This is a genomic window from Nocardioides sp., assembly GCF_041393715.1.
Classification (GTDB): domain Bacteria; phylum Actinomycetota; class Actinomycetes; order Propionibacteriales; family Nocardioidaceae; genus Nocardioides.
Map to the genome: position 1 here is coordinate 1 of NZ_JAWKJQ010000003.1, position 23182 is coordinate 23182.

Genomic DNA, 23182 nt, shown 5'->3' on the forward strand with positions numbered 1-23182 from the left:
TCGCCGGACCCCCGGTCGGCGCGGCGCTGTTCGCGGCCGGGCTGGCGTGGCCGTTCGCCGCGCAGTCGGTGCTGATGGTGTTCGGGGTGGTGCTGATCTCGCGGATGCGACTGCCCGCGCACGGCCTGGCCCGCACCGAGCGCTCTCACGTCCGCGCCGACATCGCGGAGGGGCTGCGCTGGCTGTGGCGGCACCCGCCGGTGCGGACCCTGGCGCTCACCATCGTCAGCTTCAACGTCACCTGGGGCGCGGCCTGGTCGGTGCTCGTGCTCTATGCGACCGTGCACCTCGGCATGTCGGAGGTGGGGTTCGGGCTGCTGACCACGGCCATCGCGATCGGCGGGCTGGTCGGCACGGCGAGCTACGGCTGGCTCGAGCGCCGGGTCGAGCTGGGCACCCTGATGCGGGTGTGCCTGACCCTGGAGGTGGCGACGCATCTCGCGCTGGCCGTGGCACCCGCGCCCTGGGTGGCGATGGTGATCATGGTCGTCTTCGGGGCCTACGCCTTCGTCTGGGGGACGCTGTCCAGCGCCGTCCGGCAGCGCGCCGTACCCATGGCCTTCCAGGGGCGGGTGACCAGCGTCTACAACGTCGGCGTCTTCGGCGGGATGGTGGTCGGCAGCGCCCTGGGCGGGCTGATCGCGCGGCACTTCGGCGTGACCGCGCCGTTCTGGTTCGCCGGCGTCGGCTCGGCGCTCATCCTGGCGCTGATCTGGCGCCAGCTCCCGCAGATCGCCCACGCCGAGGAGCCGGTGGGGGAGCCGGCGTGACGTGGTTGGAGGTTCACATGATGAACCTCCACCGCCCTCAGCCCCGGTAGACCGAGACCGCCCAGTCGGCGCCGTCGTGCCAGGCGTCCAGCTGCCAGGTGGCGAAGCGGTGCTCGCGGGTCCAGCCGACCGACGCGGCGTCGCGGTCGAGGTCGTCGTGGGTGTACGCCGCGCCGGTGCGGAAGCCGAAGACCGCGCGGCCACCGGGGCGCAGCACCCTCGCCACCGCGTCGAGGACCCGGCACTCGGTGCCCTCGGCGACGAAGAGCATCACGTTGCCGGCGGCCACCACCACGTCGTAGTCCGCCGGCAGCCCGACCGACTCCAGCCGCGCCGGCGAGAGGCCGCACAGGTCGACGGTGGCCAGCGGAAGGTCGGGGTAGAAGCCGCGACCCGCCTCGACCAGCACGGGGTCCGCATCGACGCCGGCCGCCCGGTGACCCCAGCGGGCCAGCGCCGCGGCGACCCGACCCACCCCGCAGCCGGCATCGAGCACGGTCGCCCCTCGCGGCAGCATCGCGTGCACGAACCGCGCCTCGCCGTCGACGTCGTCGCCGCGAGCCTCGAGCCCGCGGAAGTACTGCGCGTAGCCGGCCCGTTCGTCGGGTGTCCGCTCCGCGAACCACCGGGGCTGCGGCGCGGTCTCCCCCTCACGATCGCCCGCCGGGGTGCTGCCCTCGCTCACGCCCGAATGGTTGCATGGCCCCATGACGACGACCACGCACGCCCTCGAGGAGCTCCGGAGCAGCCTCCCCTCGGGCGTGGTGCTGACCGAGCCCGACGCGATGGAGAAGTACCGCCACGACTGGTCGCGCAACCCGCCCGCCGGGATGCCGCTCGCGGTCGTCCGCGCCGAGAACGCCGCGCAGGTGCAGGCGGCGGTCCGCTGGGCGGCCGCCCACGGGGTCCCGGTCGTGCCCCGCGGCGCCGGCTCCGGTCTCTCCGGCGGCTCCAACGCGGTCGACGGCTGCCTGACCCTCTCCCTGGAGCGGATGAACGCCGTCGAGATCGACACCGCGACCCGGGTCGCGGTCGTGGAGCCCGGCGCGTTCAACCTCGAGGTGAAGCGGGCGGCGGCCGAGCACGGGCTGTTCTATCCGCCCGACCCGTCGTCGTACGAGATCTGCTCGATCGGCGGCAACGTCGCGACCAACGCCGGCGGCCTGTGCTGCGTGAAGTACGGCGTCACCACCGACTACGTCCTCGGCATCGACGTGGTGCTGGCCGACGGGACACTGGTCACCCTCGGCGGCAAGCGGATCAAGGACGTGGCGGGTCTGTCGCTGCTCAAGCTGTTCGTGGGCAGCGAGGGCACCCTCGGGATCGTCACCCGGGCGATCCTGCGGCTGGTGCCGGCGCCCGGGCCGACCTCCACGCTGGTCGCGACGTTCCCCACCGTGGCGGCGGCCGCGGCGGCCGTGGTCGCGGTCGGGCGGCAGATCCGACCCTCGATGATGGAGCTGATGGACCGCGCGTCGGTCAACGCCGTCGAGGACTTCAGGCCGATGGGCCTCGACCGCGACGCCGGTGCGCTGCTGGTGGCGCAGTCCGACGCCCCGGGCGCCGCGCGGGTCGAGGAGGCGGCCCTGATGGAACAGGCGTTCCTCGATGCCGGCGCCACGGGAGTGTTCCTCACCGACGACCCCGAGGAGGGCGAGATGTTCGTCGCGGCACGGCGGATGTCGTTCCACGCGATCGAGGCCCGTGGCTCGATCCTGCTGGAGGACGTCGGTGCGCCGGTGCCGCTGCTGCCCGAGCTGTTGGCCGAGGTCGCCGCGATCGCCGAGCGACACGGCGTCGAGATCCCGACCGTGGCCCACGCCGGCGACGGCAACACCCACCCGATCGTGGTCTACGACGCCGCCGACGCAGACTCGACCGCCCGGGCCCGCGCGGCCTTCGACGACGTGATGGCCGCCGCGATCGCGCTGGGCGGCACCATCACCGGTGAGCACGGCGTGGGGCGGGCCAAGAAGGGCGCGCTGCCCGACCAGCTCGGCCCCGACGTGATGGCGCTGACCCGCCGGGTCAAGGACGCGCTCGACCCCGACGGCATCCTCAACCCCGGCGCGATCCTCTGAGACTCAGCATCGGTGGACTGAGGCTCAGGACCGCTCGACCCGGCGCAGCCCGCGCTCGGGCGTCCACCAGTCGACGACCAGCATGGTGGCCGCGTCGTCGAGGTGGGTGTGCACCACCTCGGCGAGGTCGGCGCGGAACAGGTCTCCCTCCGGTCCGCCACCCGGCAGCGCCCCCACCAGGACCGCCCGCCCGGCGACCTTGACCTCGCCGGGCCAGGCGGCCTCCTGGCCGACCACCGGGTCGACCGTGGCGCCGTGCAGGCCGAAGCGCGGGTCACGTCTCAGGTCGGCACCCTTGCGGGCGCCGGGCATCGACCCGAAGGTCAGCTCGCCATCGGCGATGGTGGCCTCGATCCCGGAGATCCGCGGCGACCCGTCGGCCCGCAGGGTGGCGATCGTCTTGTGCCGGTGAGCGTCGAGGAGCGCTCGCACCCGCTCGGCGAACGCCGGTTCCGCAGCCTCGAGGTCTCCCCAGCTCGCCATCGCCCCATGATGGCCCGCCGGGCCGGCGGCGGCTACTCGCCGGCGTAGGAGCCGAAGCTCCAGAGGTTGCCCTCGGGGTCGGCGACCGCGCAGCCGCGGCCGCCGTAGTCCTCGTCGACCGGTTCGATCAGGGGGGTGCCGCCCGCCGCGAGCGCGGCCGCATAGACCCGGTCGACCTCCGCGTCGGAGCCGACGACGAGGTAGCCCCGCGCCGTACCCGGCTGGATCGGGAACCGCTCGGCGCCCGGCCGGTCGGCGGAGCCCGCCATCACCCCGCCGGTGTCGCGCCAGTCGAGCTGCGCGTGCTCGACGACGGTCGGGTCGTGCTCGCTGCGCACGACCAGGGTCTCGGAGAACCCGACGGCGCGCAGGAAGGCCAGGCCCGCCTCGACGTCTCGATATCGCAGGGTCAGGAACAGCTGTCGGTCGCTCATGGCGCCACGGTCGCATCCGGAGGCGGGCGCGGTCTTGGACGAATGGGCGCGGCGGTGCCGGGCCCGGTCAGGCGACGTAGTAGTCGCCGGCGGCAGACTCCGGGGGTCCGTCCGGACAGCCGGCGCCACTCGCGGCACAGGTGGGCCTGGTCGGCGTAGCCGGCGCGAGCGGCGACCTCGGCCATCGGGTGCTGCAGCGCCAACGTCTGCGCGTGGCTGAAGCGGAAGACCCGCGCCCCCTGCTTCGGGCTGAGCCCGAACTCGGCCCGAAGCGCTGCGAGAACGCGGCGTCGGCTCCACCCGAGATCGGCGGCGAGCTCGGCGACGGACCCGACCGGAGGTGACGTCGAGCCGGTGCCAGGCCTCGGCAATCTCGGGCGGGTGGGTGGCCCGGTCACGTCGAGCCAACACGTCGACGAGGAACCTCTCCACCAGCGCGAACCGTGCCGGCCAGCCGGCCGTCTCCGCCAGCTGCCCGTGCAGCCGACCCAGCCCCGGCACCAGGTCGGTGGCCTCGGTGATGACGCCGCACAGCGCGCCGACGGGGGCACCGGTGAGCGCCCGCACCCCCCGCGGCGTCAGGCCGAGCTGGATGCCGTGGAGGTGCCCGTGGGTGCGGATCAGCGCCGGCTCGACGTGCAGACCGCCGACCAGCGTCCACAGCCGGTGGGTGCGTCCCTCGGCGAGCCAGCCGGAGTCGAGCGGCTCGTCGAACGCGAGGATGAGCGTCGCCTCGGGCGAGGGCAGTCCGTGGTGGACGGCCGCGGGGTCGAGTCGCTCGTGGTAGCCCACGCAGCTCGTGACGTACGGCGTCAGCGCCGGGGGCAGCCGGTGCTCGGCGAGGGCCATCGCGGACCCGTCAGTCGCCCGGCCCGTCGAGGTCCTTGGGGAGCGCGTGGTCGGCGTACTTCTCCCAGTTGGTCTGCAGCGCATCCATCAGCTGGCTCACCATCAGTGGCGACAGGTTGACCCGGGCGACCACCTGGCCGGGCATGGTCGAGTCGGTGCCGTGCGCGAAGTCGAGCCGGACGAAGTCGATGGTGAACTCGTAGGGGGAGTGCGACACGGCCGCGAAGTTGGCCCACACCCCTCCCGACACGGACTCCGGGACGCTGATCTGGAAGTTGGGTTCGGCCATGACGATCAGCGTAGTGGCGGGCTCCACAGGGCTTCCGACGCAGTTTCGCTGTCTCGTCGCCGACTGTTCACCCCAGGGTCGCGCCGCGCCCCCCGACGCTCGCCAGGGTGGGTCGGGGCCGGGAGATCGCCGGCCGGACACTCACGCGCGAAAGAGGAGCAGGGGATGGACGTCACTCGTCGTCAGATGATCGGCACCGGCGCGGCCGGGGGAGCGGTGGCCGCCGCGGGGCTGCTTGGACTCAGCGACCCGGCGGCCGCAGCCTCGGCGCCCACCGGCAGGGCGAGCGGCCGCCACGGGGCCGTCCGGGAGCTCTTCGGCCCCCTGTCGGCAGCGTCCGGCGACCTGCTGGCCCTGCCGCAGGGCTTCAGCTACCAGGTGGTCGCGGTCTCCGGCGAGACCGACCTCGAGGACGGCGCGGGCACGGTCATCGGCCAGACGCCGTGCCGCCCCGACGGGACCCTGTCGGTGCGCTCGCGCAACGGCTACCGGCTGATCCAGAACCACGAGGTGACCCCGGGCTACGGTGACACCCCGGTGGTGCCGCACGTCGCCGGCACCGTCTACGACGAGCTCGCCACCGAGGGCGGCGGCTGCACCGTGATCGAGGTCAACCGCTCGGGCCGCCGCCTCTCCCAGTGGGTCGGCCTCTCCGGCACGGTCGGCAACTGCGCCGGCGGACCCACCCCGTGGGGCAGTTGGCTCACGTGCGAGGAGACCGAGGCCAAGGCCGACGGGACGACGCTCGCGCAGGACCACGGCTACGTGTTCGAGGTCTTCGCCGGCGGTCCCGACGACCAGGTGCCGCTGCCGATCAAGGCCTGGGGCCGGGCGCCTCACGAGGCCGTCGTGGTGGAGCCGAACCGGCGCCGGGTCTACCTCACCGAGGACGCCTCCAAGCCGACCGGCCTGCTCTACCGCTGGACCGGCCCCAAGATCGGCCCCGGCATCGCGCACCGGCTCGGTGACCACGCCGGCACCCTGGAGGCGCTGGCGGTGCTGACCAACGACGGCAGCGTGCTGCCCGACCTGGCCTACGTCACCGCCGCCGAGATCGGCCGCCCGTTCCGCACGTCATGGGTCGAGGTGCCGGACCGGCAGGCCACCGACACCTCGCTGCGCAAGCAGTTCGCCGATGGTGCGGTCACCCACTCCAAGAAGCTCGAGGGTGCCTGGGGCGACCAGCACGGGATGTACTTCGTGGCCAGCTTCGCCTTCGCCGCCGGTGACCTGCCGGCCAACGCGACGCCCCACGACGGGCAGCTGTGGTTCTACGACTTCCGTGCCCAGACCCTCACGCTGATGGCCTACTTCCCCTACAACGCGCTGCTGCACGCGGAGACCCCGGACTGGGAGTCCGGCCTCGGGCCGAGCCTCGACCTGGCCTTCGACGGTCCGGACGGCTGCCACGTGTCGCCGTACGGCGCGGTGATCCTCACCGAGGACGGCAACACCGCCAACCACGTGCTCGCCTGGACCCGCGAGACGGGTGCCCAGGCGATCGCCCGCAACAACATCGTCCAGAAGACCAGCGGCGACGGCGGCAATGTGTACAGCGAGATGACCGGCCCGAACTTCAGCCCCGACGGGAAGATCCTCTTCGCCAACGTCCAGGAGCCCGGCTACACGTTCGCGATCACCGGCCCCTGGCGGCGCTTCCTCGGCTGAGGTCTCGCGGGCCGTACGCCGGCCGTCTGCCGCCCAGCACTCCGGGCCGGTCCGCCCCGCGGGCCGGCCGGAGCGCGTCTCGGGCACAGGGAGGTGGTCGGCCCCGGCCGTCCGACACGCGCCCGCAATGACGGCCCGGGGAGCGGCTCCCCGTAGGGTAGGAGAGCCGTTCTTCCCCCGAGCGGGCATCTGCGAGGATGCCCCGGCCACGACGCCGTGACCGCCCGGAGTGAGGAGCCCCGTTGTACCTGAAGAGCCTGACCCTCAAGGGGTTCAAGTCCTTCGCCTCCTCGACGACGCTCCAGCTCGAGCCCGGCATCACCTGCATCGTCGGCCCCAACGGCTCCGGCAAGTCCAACGTCGTCGACGCGCTGGCGTGGGTGATGGGGGAGCAGGGCGCGAAGTCGCTGCGCGGCGGCAAGATGGAGGACGTCATCTTCGCCGGCACCGCGGGCCGGGCGCCGCTCGGGCGCGCCGAGGTGCTGCTCACCATCGACAACAGTGACGGCGCGCTCCCGATCGACTACTCCGAGGTGACGATCTCGCGGACCATGTTCCGCAGCGGCGGGTCGGAGTACGCCATCAACGGCAACCCGTGCCGGCTGCTCGACGTGCAGGAGCTGCTGAGCGACTCCGGCATCGGCCGCGAGATGCACGTCATCGTCGGCCAGGGCCAGCTCGACTCGATCCTGCACGCGACGCCCGAGGACCGGCGCGGCTTCATCGAGGAGGCGGCCGGCGTCCTCAAGCACCGCAAGCGCAAGGAGAAGGCGCTCCGCAAGCTCGACTCCACCGAGGGCAACCTGACCCGGCTGAACGACCTGCTCAGCGAGATCCGCCGCCAGCTCAAGCCGCTGGGCCGGCAGGCCGAGGTGGCCCGCAAGGCGGCCGCCGTCCAGGCCGACGTCCGCGACGCCCGGGCCCGGCTGATGGCCGACGACCTGGTGACGGCCCGCACCTCGCTGGAGCAGGAGCTGGCCGACGAGTCGATCCTGGTCGAGCGTCGTGAGGAGGTGGAGGCGGCGGTCGAGCAGGCGCGCCAGCGCGAGGCCGCGCTCGAGGCCGCGCTGCGCGACGACCTGCCGGCGCTGGCCAAGGCCCAGGAGACCTGGTTCGCGCTGTCCGGGCTGCGCGAGCGGCTGCGGGGCACCCAGTCGCTGGCCGCCGAGCGGGTCCGCAACGCCGCCGGCACCACCGAGCTCGAGTTCGAGTCCGGCCGCGACCCCGAGACGCTCGAGGCCGAGGCCGAGCGGGTGCAGGAGCAGGAGCGGGCCATCGGGGTCGAGGTGGAGCAGGGTCGAGGGGCCCTCGAGCAGGCGGTCGCCGCCCGCCGCGCCACCGAGGACGCCGCCGCCGACGAGGAGCGCCGGGTCGCCGGCCTGCAGCGGGCCGCCGCCGACCGTCGCGAGGGACTGGCTCGGCTGCACGGCCAGGTCAACGCTCTCAGATCCCGCGCCACGGCCGCCGACGAGGAGCTCGGTCGGCTCTCCCTGGCCCGTGAGGAGGCGGTCGCCCGGGCCGACCGCGCGCAGCGCGACTTCACCGCCCTGGAGACCCGGGTCGCCGGCCTCGACGCCGGCGAGGAGGGCCTCGACGCGGAGCACGAGGCGGCGTCGGCCCAGCTCGCCGACCTCGAGGACCGGCTGGCCAAGATCCGCGAGGAGGCGCAGCAGGCCGACCGCGACCGGGTGTCGCTCTCGGCCCGCAAGGACGCCCTCGAGCTCGGCCTGGCCCGCAAGGACGGCGCCGGCGCGCTGCTGGCGGCCTCCGACTCGGTGTCGGGGCTGCTGGGCTCGGTGGCGGCGCTGCTGTCGGTGCGTGCGGGCTACGAGACCGCGGTCGCCGCGGCGCTGGGTCAGGCCGCCGACGCGGTCGCCGTCCGCGACGCCGAGGTGGCGGTCGAGGCGCTCGCCCACCTCAAGGCCGATGACCTCGGTCGGGCCGGGCTGGTCCTCGGCGGAGCGCCCGCCGACGACGCGTCCTGGCCCGGTCTGCCCGGCCACGCGTCGTACGCCGTCGACGCGGTGGAGGCTCCCGACGACCTGCGTGGCGCCCTGGGTCGGCTGCTGTTCAAGGTCGCGGTCGTCGACGACCTCGACTCCGCGCGGGCGCTGGTCCGCGACCTGCCCGACGTGACCGCGGTGACCCGCGACGGCGACGTCTTCGGCGCCCACTTCGTGTCCGGTGGGTCCTCCAGCCAGCCCAGCCTGATCGAGATCCAGGCCGCCGTCGACGAGGCCGCCGAGCAGCTCGCGGAGGCCACCGCCGCCGCCGAGCGGCTGGGCTTCGAGACCTCCCGGCTGGAGGCCGAGAGGCTGGAGGCCCAGCAGCGCGTCGACGTCGCGCTGGCCAAGCTCCACGAGTCCGACGCGACGCTCGCGGCGGTGGCCGAGGAGCTCGGCCAGTACGGCTCGCAGAGCCGGGCCGCCCGCGGCGAGGCCGAGCGACTGGCGGCGGCGATCGCCGAGGCGGAGGAGGCCCGCACCCGCGACCTGGCGGGGCTGTCCGACCTCGAGACCCGGCTGACCGCGGCCGAGGAGGCGCCCGACGACGAGCCCGACACCACCGAGCGGGAGCGGCTGGTCGAGGAGGCCCGGGCCGCTCGGCAGGCCGAGATGGACGCGCGGCTCGCGCTGCGCACCGCCGAGGAGCGCGCCCGCGCCCTGCATGGCCGGGCCGATGGGCTGCTGCGGGCCGCCCAGGCCGAGCGCGACTCGCGGGCCAAGGCCGCCGAGCGTCGTGAGCGGCTGATCCGCGAGGGTCGGGCCGCCGAGGCCGTCGGCGCCGCCGTCGTGGTGGTGCTCGACCGCCTGGAGCGGTCGGTGAGCCTGGCCGGCGAGGCCCGCGAGCAGGTCGAGCAGTCCCGGCAGGGACGGGAGCAGGAGCTGATCACCGTGCGCGCGAGGCTGCGCGACCTCGCCCGCGAGCACGACGAGCTGGTCAACTCCGTCCATCGCGACGAGATGGCCCGCACCCAGCAGCGGATGCGCATCGAGCAGCTCGAGGAGCGGGCCCTCGAGGAGCTGGGTCTCGACGCCGACGGGCTGATGGCCGACTACGGCCCCGACCAGCTGGTGCCGTTCACCGGCGAGGTCCCCGACGGCGAGGAGGCGCCCGAGCCCACCGCCTATGTCCGCGAGGAGCAGCAGAAGCGGCTGCGCGCCGCGGAGCGGGCGCTGTCGATGCTGGGCCGGGTCAACCCGCTGGCGCTGGAGGAGTTCAGCGCGATGGAGGAGCGGCACAAGTTCCTCACCGAGCAGATGGAGGACCTCAAGCGCACCCGTCGCGACCTCCTCGACATCGTTCGCGAGGTCGATGCGCGGGTGGAGCAGGTGTTCACCGAGGCCTACGCCGACGTGGAGAAGGCCTTCGAGGCGACGTTCTCCCGGCTGTTCCCGGGCGGTGAGGGTCGGCTGGTGCTGACCGACCCGTCCGACATGCTGGCCACTGGCGTCGAGGTCGAGGCCCGGCCGCCCGGCAAAAAGGTCAAGCGGCTCTCGCTGCTCTCCGGCGGCGAGCGGTCGCTCGTGGCGGTCGCGTTCCTGGTGGCGCTGTTCAAGGCCCGGCCGTCGCCGTTCTACATCCTCGACGAGGTGGAGGCCGCGCTCGACGACACCAACCTGGGCCGGTTGCTGGAGATCTACGAGGAGCTCCGCGAGAACTCCCAGCTGCTCGTCATCACCCACCAGAAGCGCACCATGGAGGTGGGCGACGCCCTCTACGGCGTCTCGATGCGCGGCGACGGCGTCTCCGCGGTGATCAGCCAGCGGTTGCGCGAGACGGCGTGACGCCGCGCCCGCCTGCGCGGGTGCGTGCGGCGGCGGTCCTGGGGGTCGGGCTGCTCGCACCGGTGACGGCCGAGCTGCTGCAGGCCTACCTCGGTGACCTCGGCGGGGTGGTCGGGCTGGCGTTCTTCGTCGCCTTCCTCGCGCCGCTGTACGGCGGCGCCGCGCTGCTGGTCCGCGAGGTGGCGGTCCGACGTGGACTGGGCTGGCCGGGGAGGTTGATCCTGGGCGCGGCCTTCGGTCTGGCGATGACGACGCTGGTCGACCTCTCGACCTTCACCCGGAGCAACCCCGACATCGCCTACTGGGACGACCTGATGTCCACCACGGCGGTCGGCCGGTTCAGCGTGTTCGCGCTGGTGGCGTGGGTGACCGGCCACGTGGTGATGAGCATCGCTCTGCCGCTGGCCGTCGTGGAGACCCTGGCGCAGGAGCCGCGGCCCTGGCTGGGCCGCCCGGGGCTCGCCGTCACGGCCGTGCTGATGGTGGCCGTCGCGGTGGCGCTGCATCTGGATGCCCGGGACGGCGGCGGCGTGCGGGTGTCCACCGTCGACCTGCTGGTGTCCGCCGTGCTGGTCGCCGGGGTCGGCGGGCTGGCCTTCACCCGGTGGGGTCGGCCGCTCGGCCGGCGTACCGGCAGCGCGCCGGCGCCGGTCTGGTGCGCCGTGGCCGCGTTCGTGGTCGTGGCCGCCTTCGACCTGGTGCCGATCTCGTGGCTGGGAGTGGCGGTCGATGTCGCGTTGCTCGCCGTCGGCGGGCTGCTGGTGGCGCGCTGGAGCGTCACGTCCGCCTGGAGTGAGCGGCACGTCGCGGGGCTGGCGTTCGGCGGGTTGTTGTCACGGACGCTGGTGGGCTTCCTGGCGCCGCTGCCGGCGCACACGAGCTGGGCGGAGAAGATCGGCCAGAACACCGCCTACCTGGCCCTCGTCGTGGTCCTCGGCGTCGCTCTCGAGCGGCGTACCCGTCGCGCCGTCGGCGGATCGGCCACACTGGCCCCGTGACCACTCGACCGCCGCGCCCGACCCGTGACGACTACGTCGCCTGGCGCCAGGTGACGACGCGCTGGCGCGACGACGACGCCTACGGTCACCTCAACAACGCGACCTACTACGAGCTGTTCGACACCGCGGTCAACGCACATCTCTACGACGCCACCGGGCTCGACGTCCGGGCCCTGCCCTCGATCGGGATCGTCGCGGAGACCTCCTGCCGCTACTTCCGCGAGCTGGGGTTCCCCGCGCCCATCGACACCGGGTTGGTGGTCGAGCGGTTGGGCACGTCGTCTGTCGTCTATCGGATCGGGCTGTTCCAGGGAGACGGCGACGAGGCCGCGGCCGAGGGGCGGTTCGTGCACGTCTACGTCGACAACACCCGCGTCGACCGGCCGGTGGTGCCCGTCCCCGCCGAGATCCGGGCCGCCGTCGAGCCGTTGCTGCGGTGAGGCGGGGTGGCCGTGGGCGATGTCACGCCCGCGGGACCGCGCCGATTGTTGGTTTCCTTGGTGCCTTTGGCAGCATGGAGGTGACTCGGTTCCAGTTTCGACAGACGGGGTGACCACGCGTGCTGATGATCGTGTTCGCGATGCTGGTGGTGCTGGCGATGGCCGGTGCCGTCGTGGCCTACGTCGCCTTCCCGCACCGCGGCCAGGCGGTGCCCGGAGCCCCGTGGCTCGGCGAGGCGATGTTCAGTGCCCGTCGCGCGCTGCCCGACCTCGACGAGGACGAGCAGCAGCTGCTGCAGCAGCACTGAGCCGAGTCCCGCTGCGGGAGCGTCGGTCCGGCGCCGATCCGCCGCGGCTCGGTAGTCTCTAGTCGTCTTGGCCGTTCTCCCCGACGGCGAGCGGACTCCGCGGCAGAGGAACGGGCCCCCATGACCACGATCTCGGACTACCCCCGGCGCTACTGCTCCGTGTGCCGGTCCGTGGTCGTGAAGAAGTTCAAGCCCGGCCCGCGCGGCCGTCCGGACGCCCGCTGCCCCAAGTGCGGCAGCCTGGAGCGGCACCGCTTCCTGGCCGTGCTGCTCGACGTGCTGGAGCCGATGCTCCCCGACGTCGACATCCTGGTCGACGTCGCGCCCACCCCGCAGACGACGGAGCTGTTCGAACGGCTCGAGCCGCGCCTCCACACCCGGGTCGACATCGGCTTCGACGACCGCAGGGTCGACACGATGGGAAGCCTGACCGCGCTGCCCTACCGCACCGACGCGGCCGACCTGCTGGTCTGCTACCACGTGCTCGAGCACATCCCGGAGGACCGGCAGGCGATGGCGGAGATCGCGCGGGTCCTGAAGCCGGAGGGGCTCGGCCTGCTGCAGGTCCCGTTCAACGCCGGCAGCCCCACCGACGAGGACCCCTCGGCCGGCAAGGAGGAGCGGATCGAGCGGTTCGGCCGCCACGACCACGTCCGCTTCTACGGCGACGACTTCGAGGACCGGCTGGTCGAGGCGGGGCTGGCGATCCGGCGGATCACGCCCCTGGGGCTGCTCGGCCCCGACATGGTCACCTGGCTGCGGTTGAGCCCCGACGAGGCGGTGTGGCTCGTGCGACCTGGCGACGGTGCGGCGGTGCCCTCGTTCCCGGAGCCGACGGCCACCTCGCTGACGAGCACCCTCGACGCGGCGCTGGGGGAGCTGGCCTCTCAGCACGGCAAGCTGCTGGCCGCCCGGCAGCGCAACGAGGAGCTGACCCGGCAGAACGCCCAGCTCCGGGAGAGGCAGAGCGCTTCGGTGCTGGGCGCCGGCCGTCGGGCCGTGGGCCGGGTCGCGGCCCGGGTGCGGCCCGGGCGCCGCGCCGGCGACTGAGTCCCGCGCGGACGCCGGCCGCCGGCCGCATCGCGCCGATGGTTGGATGTGGGCATGCCCGAGTGGATCTATCTCGTCCTCGCGATCGCCGTCGTGGCGGTCGTCGCGATCGCCGGCCTGCTCACCCGCGGCCGTCGTACGCCGCCCGCGGTCGGTCGTGATGCTGGAGCCGACGTCCTCGCCCCTCAGCGCGAGGAGGCTCCCGAGACCGCGGAGGCGGCCGGCCCGGCCGCGCCGACCATCGAGCGACCCGAGGGGACGGCGTCGCGACTGGTCCGGCTGCGGCAGCGGCTGGCCGGCTCGCAGGGGGCGCTCGGCCGCGGGCTGTTGGGCCTGCTCTCGCGCGACCGGCTCGACGAGGACACGTGGGAGTCGATCGAGGACACCCTGCTCACCGCCGACCTCGGAGTCGCACCGACGCAGCAGGTCGTCGGCAACCTGCGCACCCGGCTGCGCGTCGAGGGTGGCGAGTCGCCCGACCCGCGCACCGTGCTCCGCGAGGAGCTCGTCGGTCTGCTCGACCCCGACGCCGACCGGCGGCTCCAGGTGAGCGGCGCCGACGGCCACCCCGGCGTCGTCCTCGTGGTCGGGGTCAACGGCACCGGCAAGACCACCACGGTCGGCAAGCTCGCCCGGATCCTGGTCGCCGAGGACCACACCGTCGTGCTCGGCGCGGCCGACACGTTCCGGGCCGCGGCGGTCGACCAGCTCGCCACCTGGGGGGAGCGGGTCGGCGTCGAGGTGGTGCGCGGCCCCGAGGGCGGCGACCCGGCCTCGGTGGCGTTCGAGGCGGTCAAGGAGGGCGTCGAGCGTCAGGTCGACACCGTCATCGTCGACACCGCCGGCCGGCTGCAGAACAAGGCCGGCCTGATGGACGAGCTCGGCAAGGTGAAGCGGGTGATCGAGAAGCAGGCCCCGGTCACCGAGGTGCTGCTGGTGCTCGACGCGACCACCGGCCAGAACGGCCTGGTCCAGGCGAAGGTCTTCTCCGAGGTCGTCGACGTCACCGGACTGGTGCTCACCAAGCTCGACGGCACCGCCAAGGGCGGCATCGTGGTCGCCGTCCAGCAGCAGCTCGGCGTCCCCGTCAAGCTGGTGGGCCTCGGCGAGGGCCCCGACGATCTGGCGCCGTTCGACCCGGGCGCCTTCGTCGACGCGCTGCTCGGCTGACCCGACCGAGCGGGCCGCGGGCCCGGCAGGGGTCGGCCCGGCAGGGGTCGGCCCGGGCGCGTCGGGGTTGTCGCTTCACCATGGTCACCTGGTGAACCGCCCAGCACCTGCTGTTCACACGCTCGTAACACGGGCCCGCCATCCGTTGCCTGCGCGCAACATGTCGCGACGTACCAGGTAACACCGCCCGGAGAGGGTGGGACGCGATGGGGCGAGCCCCCACGCCGACAGTGCCGTCGGCGCGGACCCGCCCGTGTGAAAACCCCCTGACCCCTGGAGGTTCTGTGGACGGCTACTACGCCTGGATGATCGTGGCGACGGCACTCGTCCTGATGATGACCACTCCCGCGCTCGCGCTGTTCTACGGCGGCATGTCGCGCTCCAAGTCCGTGCTCAACATGATGATGATGTCGTACGTCGCCATGGGCGTCGTCGGCATCGTCTACGTGCTCTGGGGATGGTCGGAGTCCTTCTCGACGAGTGTTGCCGGTGGCTTCTTCGCCAATCCGTTCGAGCTCTTCGGTCTGAAGGACGTGGGCTGGGACTCGTACATCGCGGTGATGTTCCAGATGACCTTCGCGGTCATCACCGCGGCGCTGATCTCGGGCGCGATCGCCGACCGCGTCAAGCTGTCGTCCTGGGTGGTGTTCCTGCCGCTCTGGGTGACGCTGAGCTACTTCCCGATCGCCCACATGGTGTGGGGCGGCGGCTGGATCTCCAGCCACTTCCCCGCACAGGACTACGCCGGCGGCACCGTGGTGCACATCAACGCCGGTGTCGCGGGCGGCATCCTGGCCCTGATCATCGGCCGCCGTGCCTCGTGGCCGAGCGAGCCGATGAAGCCGCACAACCTGCCGCTCACCATGATCGGCGCGGGCCTGCTGTGGTTCGGCTGGTACGGCTTCAACGTCGGCTCCATCGTCCTCGGAGGCGAGGACGAGGCTGCTGACATCCAGCAGTTCATGACCGAGACCGGCGTGACCTTCGTCAACACCACCGTCGCCACCATGGCCGCGATGCTGGCGTGGCTCCTGGTCGAACGCATGCTGCACGGCAAGGCCAGTGCCCTGGGTGCCGCCTCGGGCATCGTGGCCGGACTCGTCGCGATCACGCCGTCGTGTGGCGCCGTGAACGTCGTCGGAGCCATCGCCATCGGCGCGATCGCCGGTGCACTGTGTGCCTACGCCGTGGGCCTGAAGTTCAAGTTCAACCTCGACGACTCGCTCGACGTGGTGGGCGTCCACCTCGTCGGTGGCGTGGTCGGGACCGTGCTGATCGGTGTCTTCTCCACGGCCTCGGCGCCGGGCGCCGTCGACGGTCTCCTGTACGGCGGCGGCTTCGCCTCGCTCGGCAACCAGGTGATGGCCGCGCTGATCGCGATCCTGTGGAGCGGTGTCTTCACCGCGATCATCGCCTACGCGATCAAGTACACGATCGGCTGGCGGGTCACCGAGGAGGCCGAGGTCGACGGGATCGACAGCGACCAGCACGGTGAGTCGGCGTACAACCTGCAGTCAGGGCTCGGCGGTGGCAGCGGTTCCGGCTCCGTCCTGGCCAAGCAGACCGTCTCCGAGGGAGCAAACGCATGAAGCTGATCACCGCGGTCATCAAGCCGCACAAGTGGGAGGACGTCCGCGAGGCCCTGGAGACCTTCGGCGTGACCGGCATGACGGTGTCCGAGGTGTCGGGCTACGGCCGTCAGAAGGGCCACACCGAGGTCTACCGCGGCGCCGAGTACGACATCGCGCTGGTGCCGAAGATCCGGATCGAGATCGTCGTCGACGACGCCGATGTCGAGGACGTGGTCGGGATCGTCGCGAAGACCGCGCAGACCGGTCGGATCGGCGACGGCAAGGTGTGGGTCAGCCCCGTCGACACGGTGGTGCGCGTGCGCACCGGCGAGAAGGACGAGGCTGCCCTCTGACAGACCCGTCCCCGGCGCCGCCGCTCATCCTCCGTGCCGGCGCCGGGGACGACTGTCCACGGGTGACGACCTGGCCGACGTGGGGTGCGGCCGGGTCGTCCCCGTTGGCCTGTCCGGATATCCGTCGGGCGTGCTCCGCGGGAGGTCCCGCGCGGCGCGGTGTGCGGCGCTCGGCCGCCGGCGTACGGCATGATCGAGATGTCCGGGCCGGCGACGGCCGGGCGCTCGCTCCGGGTCCGTCCCGACGCCTCGCCCCCGTTCGAACTCTTCAGGAGGACCAGCCATGAAGCTCGTGACCGCGGTCGTGAAGCCGCACAAGTGGGAGGACGTCCGCGCCGCCCTGGAGTCGGTGGGCGTCACCGGGATGACGGTGTCCGAGGTGTCGGGCTACGGCCGTCAGAAGGGCCACACGGAGGTCTACCGCGGCGCCGAGTACGACATCGCGCTGGTGCCGAAGATCCGCGTGGAGATCGTGGTCGACGAGGCCGACGCCGACGCGGTGGTGTCGGCGATCGCCACGGCCGCGCAGACCGGGCGGATCGGCGACGGCAAGGTCTGGGTGGTGCCGATCGAGTCCGTGGTGCGGGTCCGCACCGGCGACCGCGACCGCGCCGCGATCTGACGAGCCCACGGTGACCGCCTCGGGCCGCGCCGACCGCACGGGTGCGGCCGACCGCCTGTGCGGAGAGACCTACGACGTCTCCGGCGGCCCGCTCGTGGGCGTCGCGCTGGTCGCCGTCGGCGGCTACGGCCGCGGTGAGCTGGCCCCGCAGTCCGACCTCGACGTGGTGCTGGTGCACGAGGAGGACGCGGCGCCGGGGGAGTGGGTGGAGAAGCTGTGGTACCCCCTCTGGGACTCGGGGGTGCGGCTCGACCACTCCGTCAGGTCGTGCGCGCAGATGGAGCAGGCGGCGGCCGCCGACCTCAAGGTGGCGCTCGGGCTGCTCGACGTCCGCCACCTGGCCGGCGACCCCAACCTCACGCTGCGGTTGCGCGCGACGCTGCTCTCCTCCTGGCGCCGCGAGGCGCGCGACCGGCTGCCCGCCCTGCGCGAGCTTGTCGCGTCGCGCCACCGGATCGTGGGTGAGCTCGCGCACGCCTCGGTGCCCGACCTCAAGGAGGCCGAGGGCGGGTTGCGTGACGCGACGGTCCTCAAGGCGCTGGTGGCGACCTGGCTGGTCGACGTACCCCATGCCGACCTGGAGCCCTCCCGGCTGGCGCTGCTCGACGTCCGCGACGTGCTGCATGAGGTGGTCGGCCGGCCGACCGACCGGGTGGCGCCGGAGACCTGGGCGCCGCTGGCCGCCGGCCTCGGCCTGCCCGACGAACGAGCCGCCCAGGTCCACGTCCGCGAGCTCGGTCGCCGGATCACGCACCTGTCGCGGCTCACCTGGCGACGGGTCGAGGCGGTGCTCGCCGGGCCCGCCTCCGGCCGCGGACCGCGGCGACCGCAGCTGACGCCGCTGGCACCCGGGGTGGCGCTGTCCTCGGGCGAGGTCGTGCTCGACGCCCGGGCCAACCCCGCCGAGGACCCGCTGCTGCTGCTGCGCGCCGCCGCCGAGGCCGCCGAGCGCGACGTCGTGCTGGCGCCGGCCACCGCCGCCCGGCTGGTCCGTGACGGCGCGCCGCTGCCGGAGCCGTGGCCGCGAGAGGCCCGCCGCCTGCTGGTGCGGCTGCTGGCCGCCGGCCGGGGTCTGCTCGGGGTGTGGGAGACGCTGGAGGAGACGGGGGCGCTGGCCAGGATCCTTCCCGAGTGGGAGCGGATCAGGCTGCTGCCGCACGCCTCGGTGATCCATCGCTTCACCGTGGACCGGCACGTCGTCGAGACCTGCATCGAGGCCTCGGCGCTGATCCGTCACGTGTCGCGACCCGATGTCCTGATGGTGTCGGCGTTGCTCCACGACATCGGCAAGGGTGGGCTGACCGAGCACAGCGTCGCCGGCGAGCCCATGGCGCGGACCATCGCGACCAGGATCGGCTTCGAGCCCGACTCGGTCGACCTGGTCGGCGGGCTGGTGCGCTGGCACCTGCTCCTCGCGTCGCTGGCGACCACCCGCGACCCCGACGACCCCGCCACCGTCGAGGAGCTGGTCTCCAAGGTGAGCTCGCCGGAGGCGCTGTCGCTGCTGGTCGCGCTCACCGAGGCCGATGCCAAGGCCGCGTCGCCGCAGGCGTGGACCTCGTGGCGTGCCGGCCTGGTCGCCGCGTTGGCGGAGCGCGCGCTGGCCACCTTGCTGGCCACCGCCGCCGGGGTCAGCCCGCCGAGGCTGGTGGAGCCGGAGCTGCCCGTGCCGCCGGAGGTACGCCGGGACCCGCGCGCCGTGGCCCTCACGATCGAGCCGGCCGACAACGGCAGCCGGGTCACCGCGATCTCCGGTGACCGGGTCGGCCTGCTCGCCGACGTGGCCGCCTCGCTCGCCCTGCAGCGCGCCTCCATCCGCGGCGCCCGGGCCTGGAACCAGGACGACCTGGGCTTCTCGGTCTGGGACGTCGCCGACGAGCACCTCGACGTCGCGGTGCTGCGCCAGCGGCTCGAGGCGATCGTGGAGGGCCGGCTCGACCCGCGGTCGCGGCTGCGGCCGCCCGCGGCCGACGTGCTGGCCCCCACGGTCGTCGTACGACCCGAGGCGTCGGCGTCCGCCACCGTCCTCGAGGTGCGGGCGACCGACCGCCCCGGTGTGCTGACGCTGGTCCTCGCCGCGCTCGCGCGGATGGGCGTCACGGTCCGCTCCGCCCACGTCGACACCCTCGGACCTCAGGCCGTCGACGTGTTCTACCTGCAGGAGGCCGACGCCGGCGCCCTGTCCGAACGTCGTGCCGCCGACGCCGCCCACGCCGTCCGCGCCGCCCTCACCCCCTCCTGACCGCGACGTGCCGGGAATGGCCCCGCGAGATGCGCGAAATGGCGGACCCACGTGCGCGAGATGGCGCTCGTGTCCCGTGAGACGGTGCCCCGAACCGGTCGTCGGGTCAGCGACGCCGGAACCGGGCAGCCCGCGGGCTGCCGTCCGGGTGGGTCAGGATCACCAGCGGGTCGTCGTCCTCGTCGTCGGGGATCCGCGACACCGGCCCCGCGTCGTGGTGTCGTCGTAGCTCGCGGTCGGCACGGGCGTGACCCGGGTTGAAGACATCGATGGTGTTGCCGAGGCCGTCGTGGATCGCGCCCAGGCCGCGCCGCCCGCCGGGCCGGTCGAGCTGGCGCTGGAACACGATCAGCGCCACGGCGGTGGTCGCGAGGATCCCGAGGGCGATGACCACCTGGATCCAGATCGGCATACGACGAGCCTACGCGCGCACCGGCCGGCCGGAGCAGCATCGCGGTTTCGGCAGGCCACCAGTGCCGTCTCGGGGCGCGGCGGCGCCGTTTCGCACACCTGGGAGCGCCATTTCACGCAGGTCGCGGAGCCATTTCACGCATGTCGCGGGGCCATTCCCGGCATGTCGCGATCAGGGGGAGGTGGGGCGGCGATTCTGCGGGCGGCGGGCCCGCCACTCGTCGACGAGGATCGCGTAGGTCAACCCGTCGATCCAGCCGCGTGAGCGGTGCAGCGACTCGGCGACGTTGTGGGCCTCGCGGCGCATGCCGAGCCGTTCCATCAGGCGCCACGAGGCGACGTTGTCGGCGAAGCAGTTGGCGACCACCCGCCGCAGGCCGAGGTCCTCGAAGCAGACGCGCATGACCTCGCCGACGGCCTCGGTGGCCAGCCCGCGGCCGCCGTACGACGGGTCGAGGGTCCAGCCGAGCTCGGCCTGGGAGGCGACCGCCGCCTCGGCCACCTCGGCCTGGGCCCAGGCGTCCTCGACGCGCAGCATCAGGTCACCCACGACCGGCCCGTCGTGGAGGCCGAAGACCAGCGTCCCGCTCAGCCTGCCCTCGTGGCCGAACTGCTCGGCGTAGGCCTCCTTCGTCGTCGGCGCCCGGGAGATCCACTCCCCGATCTCGGGGAGCTGCCGGAAGGTCCAGGTCGCGTCGACGTCGTCGAGGGTCGCCCGGCGGAGCCAGAGACGATCGGTCCGCACCGGCCAGGACACGGCGGCGAGGTGGTCGGTCACGGCTGCCATGATGCCCGATCGGTTCGTGCGGCCGCTCCCGCGCGGCTACCCTTGACCCTCGGCCGTCACCGGCCACGACAGCCCATCCCCACGCCGAGGACCAGACTTGTTCGCCACGCTCTCCGACCGGCTCGCCGACACCTTCAAGAACCTTCGGGGCAAGGGCCGCCTCTCCGAGGCCGACATCGACGCGACGGCGCGTGAGATCCGGATCGCGCTGCTCGAGGCCGACGTCGCGCTCCCGGTCGTCAAGGAGTTCGTGGCGGCGGTCAAGGAGCGCGCCCGCGCCGAGGAGGTCAGCCAGGCGCTCAACCCGGCCCAGCAGGTCATCAAGATCGTCCACGACGAGCTGGTCACGATCCTGGGCGGCGAGACCCGGCGGCTGCGCTACGCCAAGACCGGCCCCACCGTCATCATGCTCGCCGGCCTCCAGGGTGCCGGCAAGACCACCCTGGCGGCCAAGCTCGCGCTGTGGCTCAAGGACCAGGGGCGTACGCCGCTGCTCGTCGCCGCCGACCTGCAGCGGCCCAACGCCGTCAACCAGCTGCAGGTCAACGGCGAGCGGGTCGGCGTACCCGTCTTCGCGCCCGAGCCCGGCAACGGTGTCGGCGACCCCGTCGCGGTCGCCCGGCAGGCGATGGAGGAGGCCAAGCGGACCCTCCACGACACCGTCCTCATCGACACCGCCGGCCGGCTGGGCGTCGACGAGGAGATGATGCAGCAGGCTCGTGACATCCGCGACGCCACGCAGCCCGACGAGATCCTGTTCGTCGTCGACGCGATGATCGGTCAGGATGCCGTCACCACCGCGCAGGCCTTCCTCGACGGCGTCGGCTACGACGGCGTGGTGCTCACCAAGCTCGACGGCGACGCCCGCGGTGGTGCGGCGTTGTCGATCCGGTCGATCACGGGCAAGCCGGTGATGTTCGCCTCCAACGGCGAGAAGCTCACCGACTTCGACGTCTTCCACCCCGACCGGATGGCCTCGCGCATCCTCGACATGGGCGACATGCTCACCCTGATCGAGCAGGCCGAGAAGACCTTCGACCAGGAGCAGGCGCTCAAGGCCGCGGAGAAGCTCACCGGCAAGGGCGGCGAGTTCACCCTCGACGACTTCCTGCAGCAGATGCAGCAGGTCCGCAAGCTCGGCTCGATGTCGAAGATCATGGGGATGCTGCCCGGCATGGGCCAGTTCCGCGACCAGCTCGAGAACTTCGACGAGCGCGAGATCGACCGCATCCAGGCGATCATCCAGTCGATGACCCCGGCCGAGCGCGACAACCCCAAGATCATCGACGGGTCCCGTCGCAGCCGGATCGCCAAGGGCTCGGGACGTCAGGTCTCCGACGTCAACCAGCTCGTCGACCGGTTCTTCGAGGCGCGCAAGATGATGATGTCCTTCGCCAAGGGTGGCGGGATGCCCGGCGTCCCGGGCATGCCCGGCATGGCTGCGGCCGGCGGACGCCGCAACAAGGGCAAGGCCAAGCCCGCCAAGGGCCGCCGCGTCTCCGGCAACCCCGCCAAGGCCGCCGCCGAGGCCAAGGCCAAGGCCGAGAAGGCCGCTGCGGCACCCGCCAACCCGTTCGGCAGCCCCGCCGGCGAGGAGATCGACTACGAGAAGGCCGCCGCCGCGCTCGACCTGCCGAAGGACTTCTCGAAGTACCTCAAGTAGGTCGCCCCGTCTGCGACGGCTCGCGTCCCCGTCTGCGACGCCTCGCGCCCCGTCTGCGACGCCTCGCGTCCCCGTCTGCGACGCCTCGCGGGGGTCGGCGTCCAGTAGCGTCTCCCGGGTGACGGCACTGCGCTTCTCCGGACCGGTCCTGCCCACAGGCGAGCCCGCCGAGCTCTACGTCGTGGGCGGCGAGGTGACCTACGAGCGCCAACCCGGTGCCGAGTCGGTCGCCGAGGGGTGGATCGTGCCCGGTCTCGTCGACGCGCACTGTCACATCGGACTCGACGCCCACGGCGCCACCACCGACGAGCAGGCGGAGGCACAGGCGATCGCGGACCGCGACGGTGGCGCCCTCCTGATCCGTGACGCGGGGTCGGCGCTGGACACCCGGTGGGTCCAGGAGCGCGAGGACCTGCCGAGGCTGATCCGGTGCGGTCGCCACGTCGCGCGGAGCAAGCGCTACATCCGCAACTACGCCCACGAGGTCGAGCCCGCCGAGCTCGCGGCGTACGCCGCGCAGGAGGCGCAGCACGGCGACGGCTGGATCAAGCTGGTCGGTGACTGGGTCTCCCGTGAGGAGGGCGACCTGATGCCGTCGTTCCCGGCGGAGGCGTTCGCGGCGGCGATCGAGGCAGCCCACGAGCACGGCGCCAAGGTGACCGCCCACTGCTTCGGCGAGCACGTGCTGCCCGGTCTGATCCGGGCGGGCATCGACTGCATCGAGCACGGCACCGGGCTCTCGACCGACCTGATCGACGAGATGGTGGCCCGCGGGACCGCGCTGGTGCCGACGGTCATGCAGACCGACAAGTTCCCCGAGTACGTCGCCGCCGGCGCCGAGCGGTTCCCGGTCTACAGCCGGCACATGGACGACCTCTATCGGCGTCGCCGGGAGGTGATCATGGCCGCCCACGCCGCCGGCGTCGCGATGTACGCCGGCTCCGACGGCGGCGGGGTGAGCGCCCACGGCAACATCGCCGGCGAGGTGATCGCGATGCACGAGATGGGCCTGCCCGCCTCCGACGCGCTGGGCGCGGCCTCCTGGCGGGCCCGGGCGTGGCTGGGCTGGAACGCCACCCTCGACGAAGGGGCGCCCGCCGACTTCGTGGTCTACCCGCGCAACCCGCTCGACGACCTCGGCGTGCTCCGTGAGCCCACCGCCGTCGTGCTCCGGGGTCGCCGCGTCGGCTGACTCCCACCGCGTT

At 73.1% G+C, this 23182-nt stretch carries 22 protein-coding genes; 15 read left to right on the top strand and 7 right to left on the bottom strand.

The features are described 5' to 3' along the window. Positions 1 to 770: MFS transporter (locus tag R2740_RS05355; protein WP_371301664.1), on the top strand; the 770-nt coding region annotated here is incomplete at its 5' end. A 37-nt stretch (positions 771 to 807) separates the two neighbouring features. Here the strand turns inward: R2740_RS05355 and R2740_RS05360 are convergent. Next, entirely contained in the window at positions 808 to 1455 is a 648-nt protein-coding gene (locus R2740_RS05360; RefSeq protein ID WP_371301666.1) for a class I SAM-dependent methyltransferase, read from the bottom strand. A 22-nt stretch (positions 1456 to 1477) separates the two neighbouring features. Here R2740_RS05360 and R2740_RS05365 point away from each other — a divergent pair, with 22 nt between their 5' ends. Continuing rightward, positions 1478 to 2851: an FAD-binding oxidoreductase gene (locus R2740_RS05365; protein WP_371301667.1), complete on the top strand. Its 1374-nt coding sequence runs from the start codon at positions 1478 to 1480 to the stop codon at positions 2849 to 2851. Between the two features lie 24 nt (positions 2852 to 2875). Here R2740_RS05365 and R2740_RS05370 read toward each other — a convergent pair whose 3' ends face one another. The 4 genes from R2740_RS05370 to R2740_RS05385 all read right to left on the bottom strand — a co-directional run bounded on the left by R2740_RS05370 (position 2876) and on the right by R2740_RS05385 (position 4906). Beyond that, positions 2876 to 3334: a pyridoxamine 5'-phosphate oxidase family protein gene (locus R2740_RS05370; RefSeq protein WP_371301668.1), complete on the bottom strand. Its 459-nt coding sequence runs from the start codon at positions 3332 to 3334 to the stop codon at positions 2876 to 2878. A gap of 32 nt (positions 3335 to 3366) precedes the next feature. Beyond that, positions 3367 to 3768, bottom strand: a complete 402-nt coding sequence (locus tag R2740_RS05375; RefSeq protein ID WP_371301669.1) for a VOC family protein — start codon at positions 3766 to 3768, stop codon at positions 3367 to 3369. Then, complete coding sequence (locus R2740_RS05380) at positions 3765 to 4319, bottom strand: helix-turn-helix domain-containing protein (RefSeq protein WP_371301670.1); 555 nt, start codon at positions 4317 to 4319, stop codon at positions 3765 to 3767. The genes R2740_RS05375 and R2740_RS05380 overlap by 4 nt, the downstream gene beginning before the upstream one ends. 308 nt (positions 4320 to 4627) lie before the next feature. Next, positions 4628 to 4906 carry a DUF3467 domain-containing protein gene (locus R2740_RS05385; RefSeq protein WP_371301671.1) on the bottom strand — a complete coding sequence of 93 codons (279 nt, stop codon included), beginning with the start codon at positions 4904 to 4906 and terminating at the stop codon, positions 4628 to 4630. A gap of 165 nt (positions 4907 to 5071) precedes the next feature. Between R2740_RS05385 and R2740_RS05390 the strand changes: the two genes are divergently transcribed. From R2740_RS05390 to R2740_RS05440, 11 genes are all read left to right on the top strand, one after another. Beyond that, complete coding sequence (locus tag R2740_RS05390; protein ID WP_371301673.1) at positions 5072 to 6574, top strand: alkaline phosphatase PhoX; 1503 nt, start codon at positions 5072 to 5074, stop codon at positions 6572 to 6574. A 242-nt stretch (positions 6575 to 6816) separates the two neighbouring features. Then, a complete protein-coding gene (gene smc, locus R2740_RS05395; protein ID WP_371301674.1) occupies positions 6817 to 10362 on the top strand; it encodes a chromosome segregation protein SMC in 3546 nt (1181 codons plus the stop codon). Positions 10363 to 10382: 20 nt separating this feature from the next. Then, complete coding sequence (locus R2740_RS05400; RefSeq protein WP_371301675.1) at positions 10383 to 11360, top strand: hypothetical protein; 978 nt, start codon at positions 10383 to 10385, stop codon at positions 11358 to 11360. Then, positions 11357 to 11800, top strand: coding sequence for an acyl-CoA thioesterase (locus tag R2740_RS05405; RefSeq protein ID WP_371301676.1), 444 nt, complete (start codon positions 11357 to 11359; stop codon positions 11798 to 11800). Before R2740_RS05400 ends, R2740_RS05405 begins: the two co-directional genes overlap by 4 nt. A 119-nt stretch (positions 11801 to 11919) precedes the next feature. Next, positions 11920 to 12108 carry a hypothetical protein gene (locus tag R2740_RS05410; RefSeq protein WP_371301677.1) on the top strand — a complete coding sequence of 63 codons (189 nt, stop codon included), beginning with the start codon at positions 11920 to 11922 and terminating at the stop codon, positions 12106 to 12108. A 120-nt stretch (positions 12109 to 12228) separates the two neighbouring features. Then, positions 12229 to 13158, top strand: a complete 930-nt coding sequence (locus tag R2740_RS05415; RefSeq protein WP_371301679.1) for a methyltransferase domain-containing protein — start codon at positions 12229 to 12231, stop codon at positions 13156 to 13158. Between the two features lie 54 nt (positions 13159 to 13212). Continuing rightward, the gene (ftsY, locus tag R2740_RS05420; RefSeq protein ID WP_371301680.1) at positions 13213 to 14328 is read left to right on the top strand and encodes a signal recognition particle-docking protein FtsY; all 1116 of its coding nucleotides are present in this window, start codon (positions 13213 to 13215) and stop codon (positions 14326 to 14328) included. Between the two features lie 284 nt (positions 14329 to 14612). Then, positions 14613 to 15917: an ammonium transporter gene (locus R2740_RS05425; protein ID WP_371301681.1), complete on the top strand. Its 1305-nt coding sequence runs from the start codon at positions 14613 to 14615 to the stop codon at positions 15915 to 15917. After that, positions 15914 to 16252 carry a P-II family nitrogen regulator gene (locus R2740_RS05430; protein ID WP_371301682.1) on the top strand — a complete coding sequence of 113 codons (339 nt, stop codon included), beginning with the start codon at positions 15914 to 15916 and terminating at the stop codon, positions 16250 to 16252. The genes R2740_RS05425 and R2740_RS05430 overlap by 4 nt, the downstream gene beginning before the upstream one ends. A gap of 283 nt (positions 16253 to 16535) precedes the next feature. Next, positions 16536 to 16874: a P-II family nitrogen regulator gene (locus tag R2740_RS05435; protein WP_371301683.1), complete on the top strand. Its 339-nt coding sequence runs from the start codon at positions 16536 to 16538 to the stop codon at positions 16872 to 16874. 10 nt (positions 16875 to 16884) lie between these two features. After that, a complete protein-coding gene (locus tag R2740_RS05440; protein ID WP_371301684.1) occupies positions 16885 to 19116 on the top strand; it encodes a [protein-PII] uridylyltransferase in 2232 nt (743 codons plus the stop codon). Positions 19117 to 19222: 106 nt separating this feature from the next. Here R2740_RS05440 and R2740_RS05445 read toward each other — a convergent pair whose 3' ends face one another. Next, positions 19223 to 19528: a hypothetical protein gene (locus tag R2740_RS05445; RefSeq protein ID WP_371301685.1), complete on the bottom strand. Its 306-nt coding sequence runs from the start codon at positions 19526 to 19528 to the stop codon at positions 19223 to 19225. A 171-nt stretch (positions 19529 to 19699) separates the two neighbouring features. Further along, the gene (locus R2740_RS05450; RefSeq protein WP_371301686.1) at positions 19700 to 20305 is read right to left on the bottom strand and encodes a GNAT family N-acetyltransferase; all 606 of its coding nucleotides are present in this window, start codon (positions 20303 to 20305) and stop codon (positions 19700 to 19702) included. A 106-nt stretch (positions 20306 to 20411) separates the two neighbouring features. Between R2740_RS05450 and ffh the strand changes: the two genes are divergently transcribed. Both ffh and R2740_RS05460 read left to right on the top strand, forming a co-directional pair. Further along, positions 20412 to 21977, top strand: a complete 1566-nt coding sequence (ffh, locus tag R2740_RS05455) for a signal recognition particle protein (protein ID WP_371301687.1) — start codon at positions 20412 to 20414, stop codon at positions 21975 to 21977. Positions 21978 to 22095: 118 nt separating this feature from the next. Then, positions 22096 to 23169: an amidohydrolase family protein gene (locus R2740_RS05460; RefSeq protein WP_371301688.1), complete on the top strand. Its 1074-nt coding sequence runs from the start codon at positions 22096 to 22098 to the stop codon at positions 23167 to 23169. Positions 23170 to 23182 lie beyond the last annotated feature (13 nt).

Bases quoted from the DNA above. Each gene is read 5' to 3' on its own strand.
- R2740_RS05365 (WP_371301667.1), top strand. From the start codon at position 1,478: ATGACGACGACCACGCACGCCCTCGAGGAGCTCCGGAGCAGCCTCCCC.
- R2740_RS05370 (WP_371301668.1), bottom strand. From the start codon at position 3,334: ATGGCGAGCTGGGGAGACCTCGAGGCTGCGGAACCGGCGTTCGCCGAG.
- R2740_RS05375 (WP_371301669.1), bottom strand. From the start codon at position 3,768: ATGAGCGACCGACAGCTGTTCCTGACCCTGCGATATCGAGACGTCGAG.
- R2740_RS05385 (WP_371301671.1), bottom strand. From the start codon at position 4,906: ATGGCCGAACCCAACTTCCAGATCAGCGTCCCGGAGTCCGTGTCGGGA.
- R2740_RS05390 (WP_371301673.1), top strand. From the start codon at position 5,072: ATGGACGTCACTCGTCGTCAGATGATCGGCACCGGCGCGGCCGGGGGA.
- R2740_RS05415 (WP_371301679.1), top strand. From the start codon at position 12,229: ATGACCACGATCTCGGACTACCCCCGGCGCTACTGCTCCGTGTGCCGG.
- ftsY (WP_371301680.1), top strand. From the start codon at position 13,213: ATGCCCGAGTGGATCTATCTCGTCCTCGCGATCGCCGTCGTGGCGGTC.
- R2740_RS05430 (WP_371301682.1), top strand. From the start codon at position 15,914: ATGAAGCTGATCACCGCGGTCATCAAGCCGCACAAGTGGGAGGACGTC.
- R2740_RS05435 (WP_371301683.1), top strand. From the start codon at position 16,536: ATGAAGCTCGTGACCGCGGTCGTGAAGCCGCACAAGTGGGAGGACGTC.
- R2740_RS05445 (WP_371301685.1), bottom strand. From the start codon at position 19,528: ATGCCGATCTGGATCCAGGTGGTCATCGCCCTCGGGATCCTCGCGACC.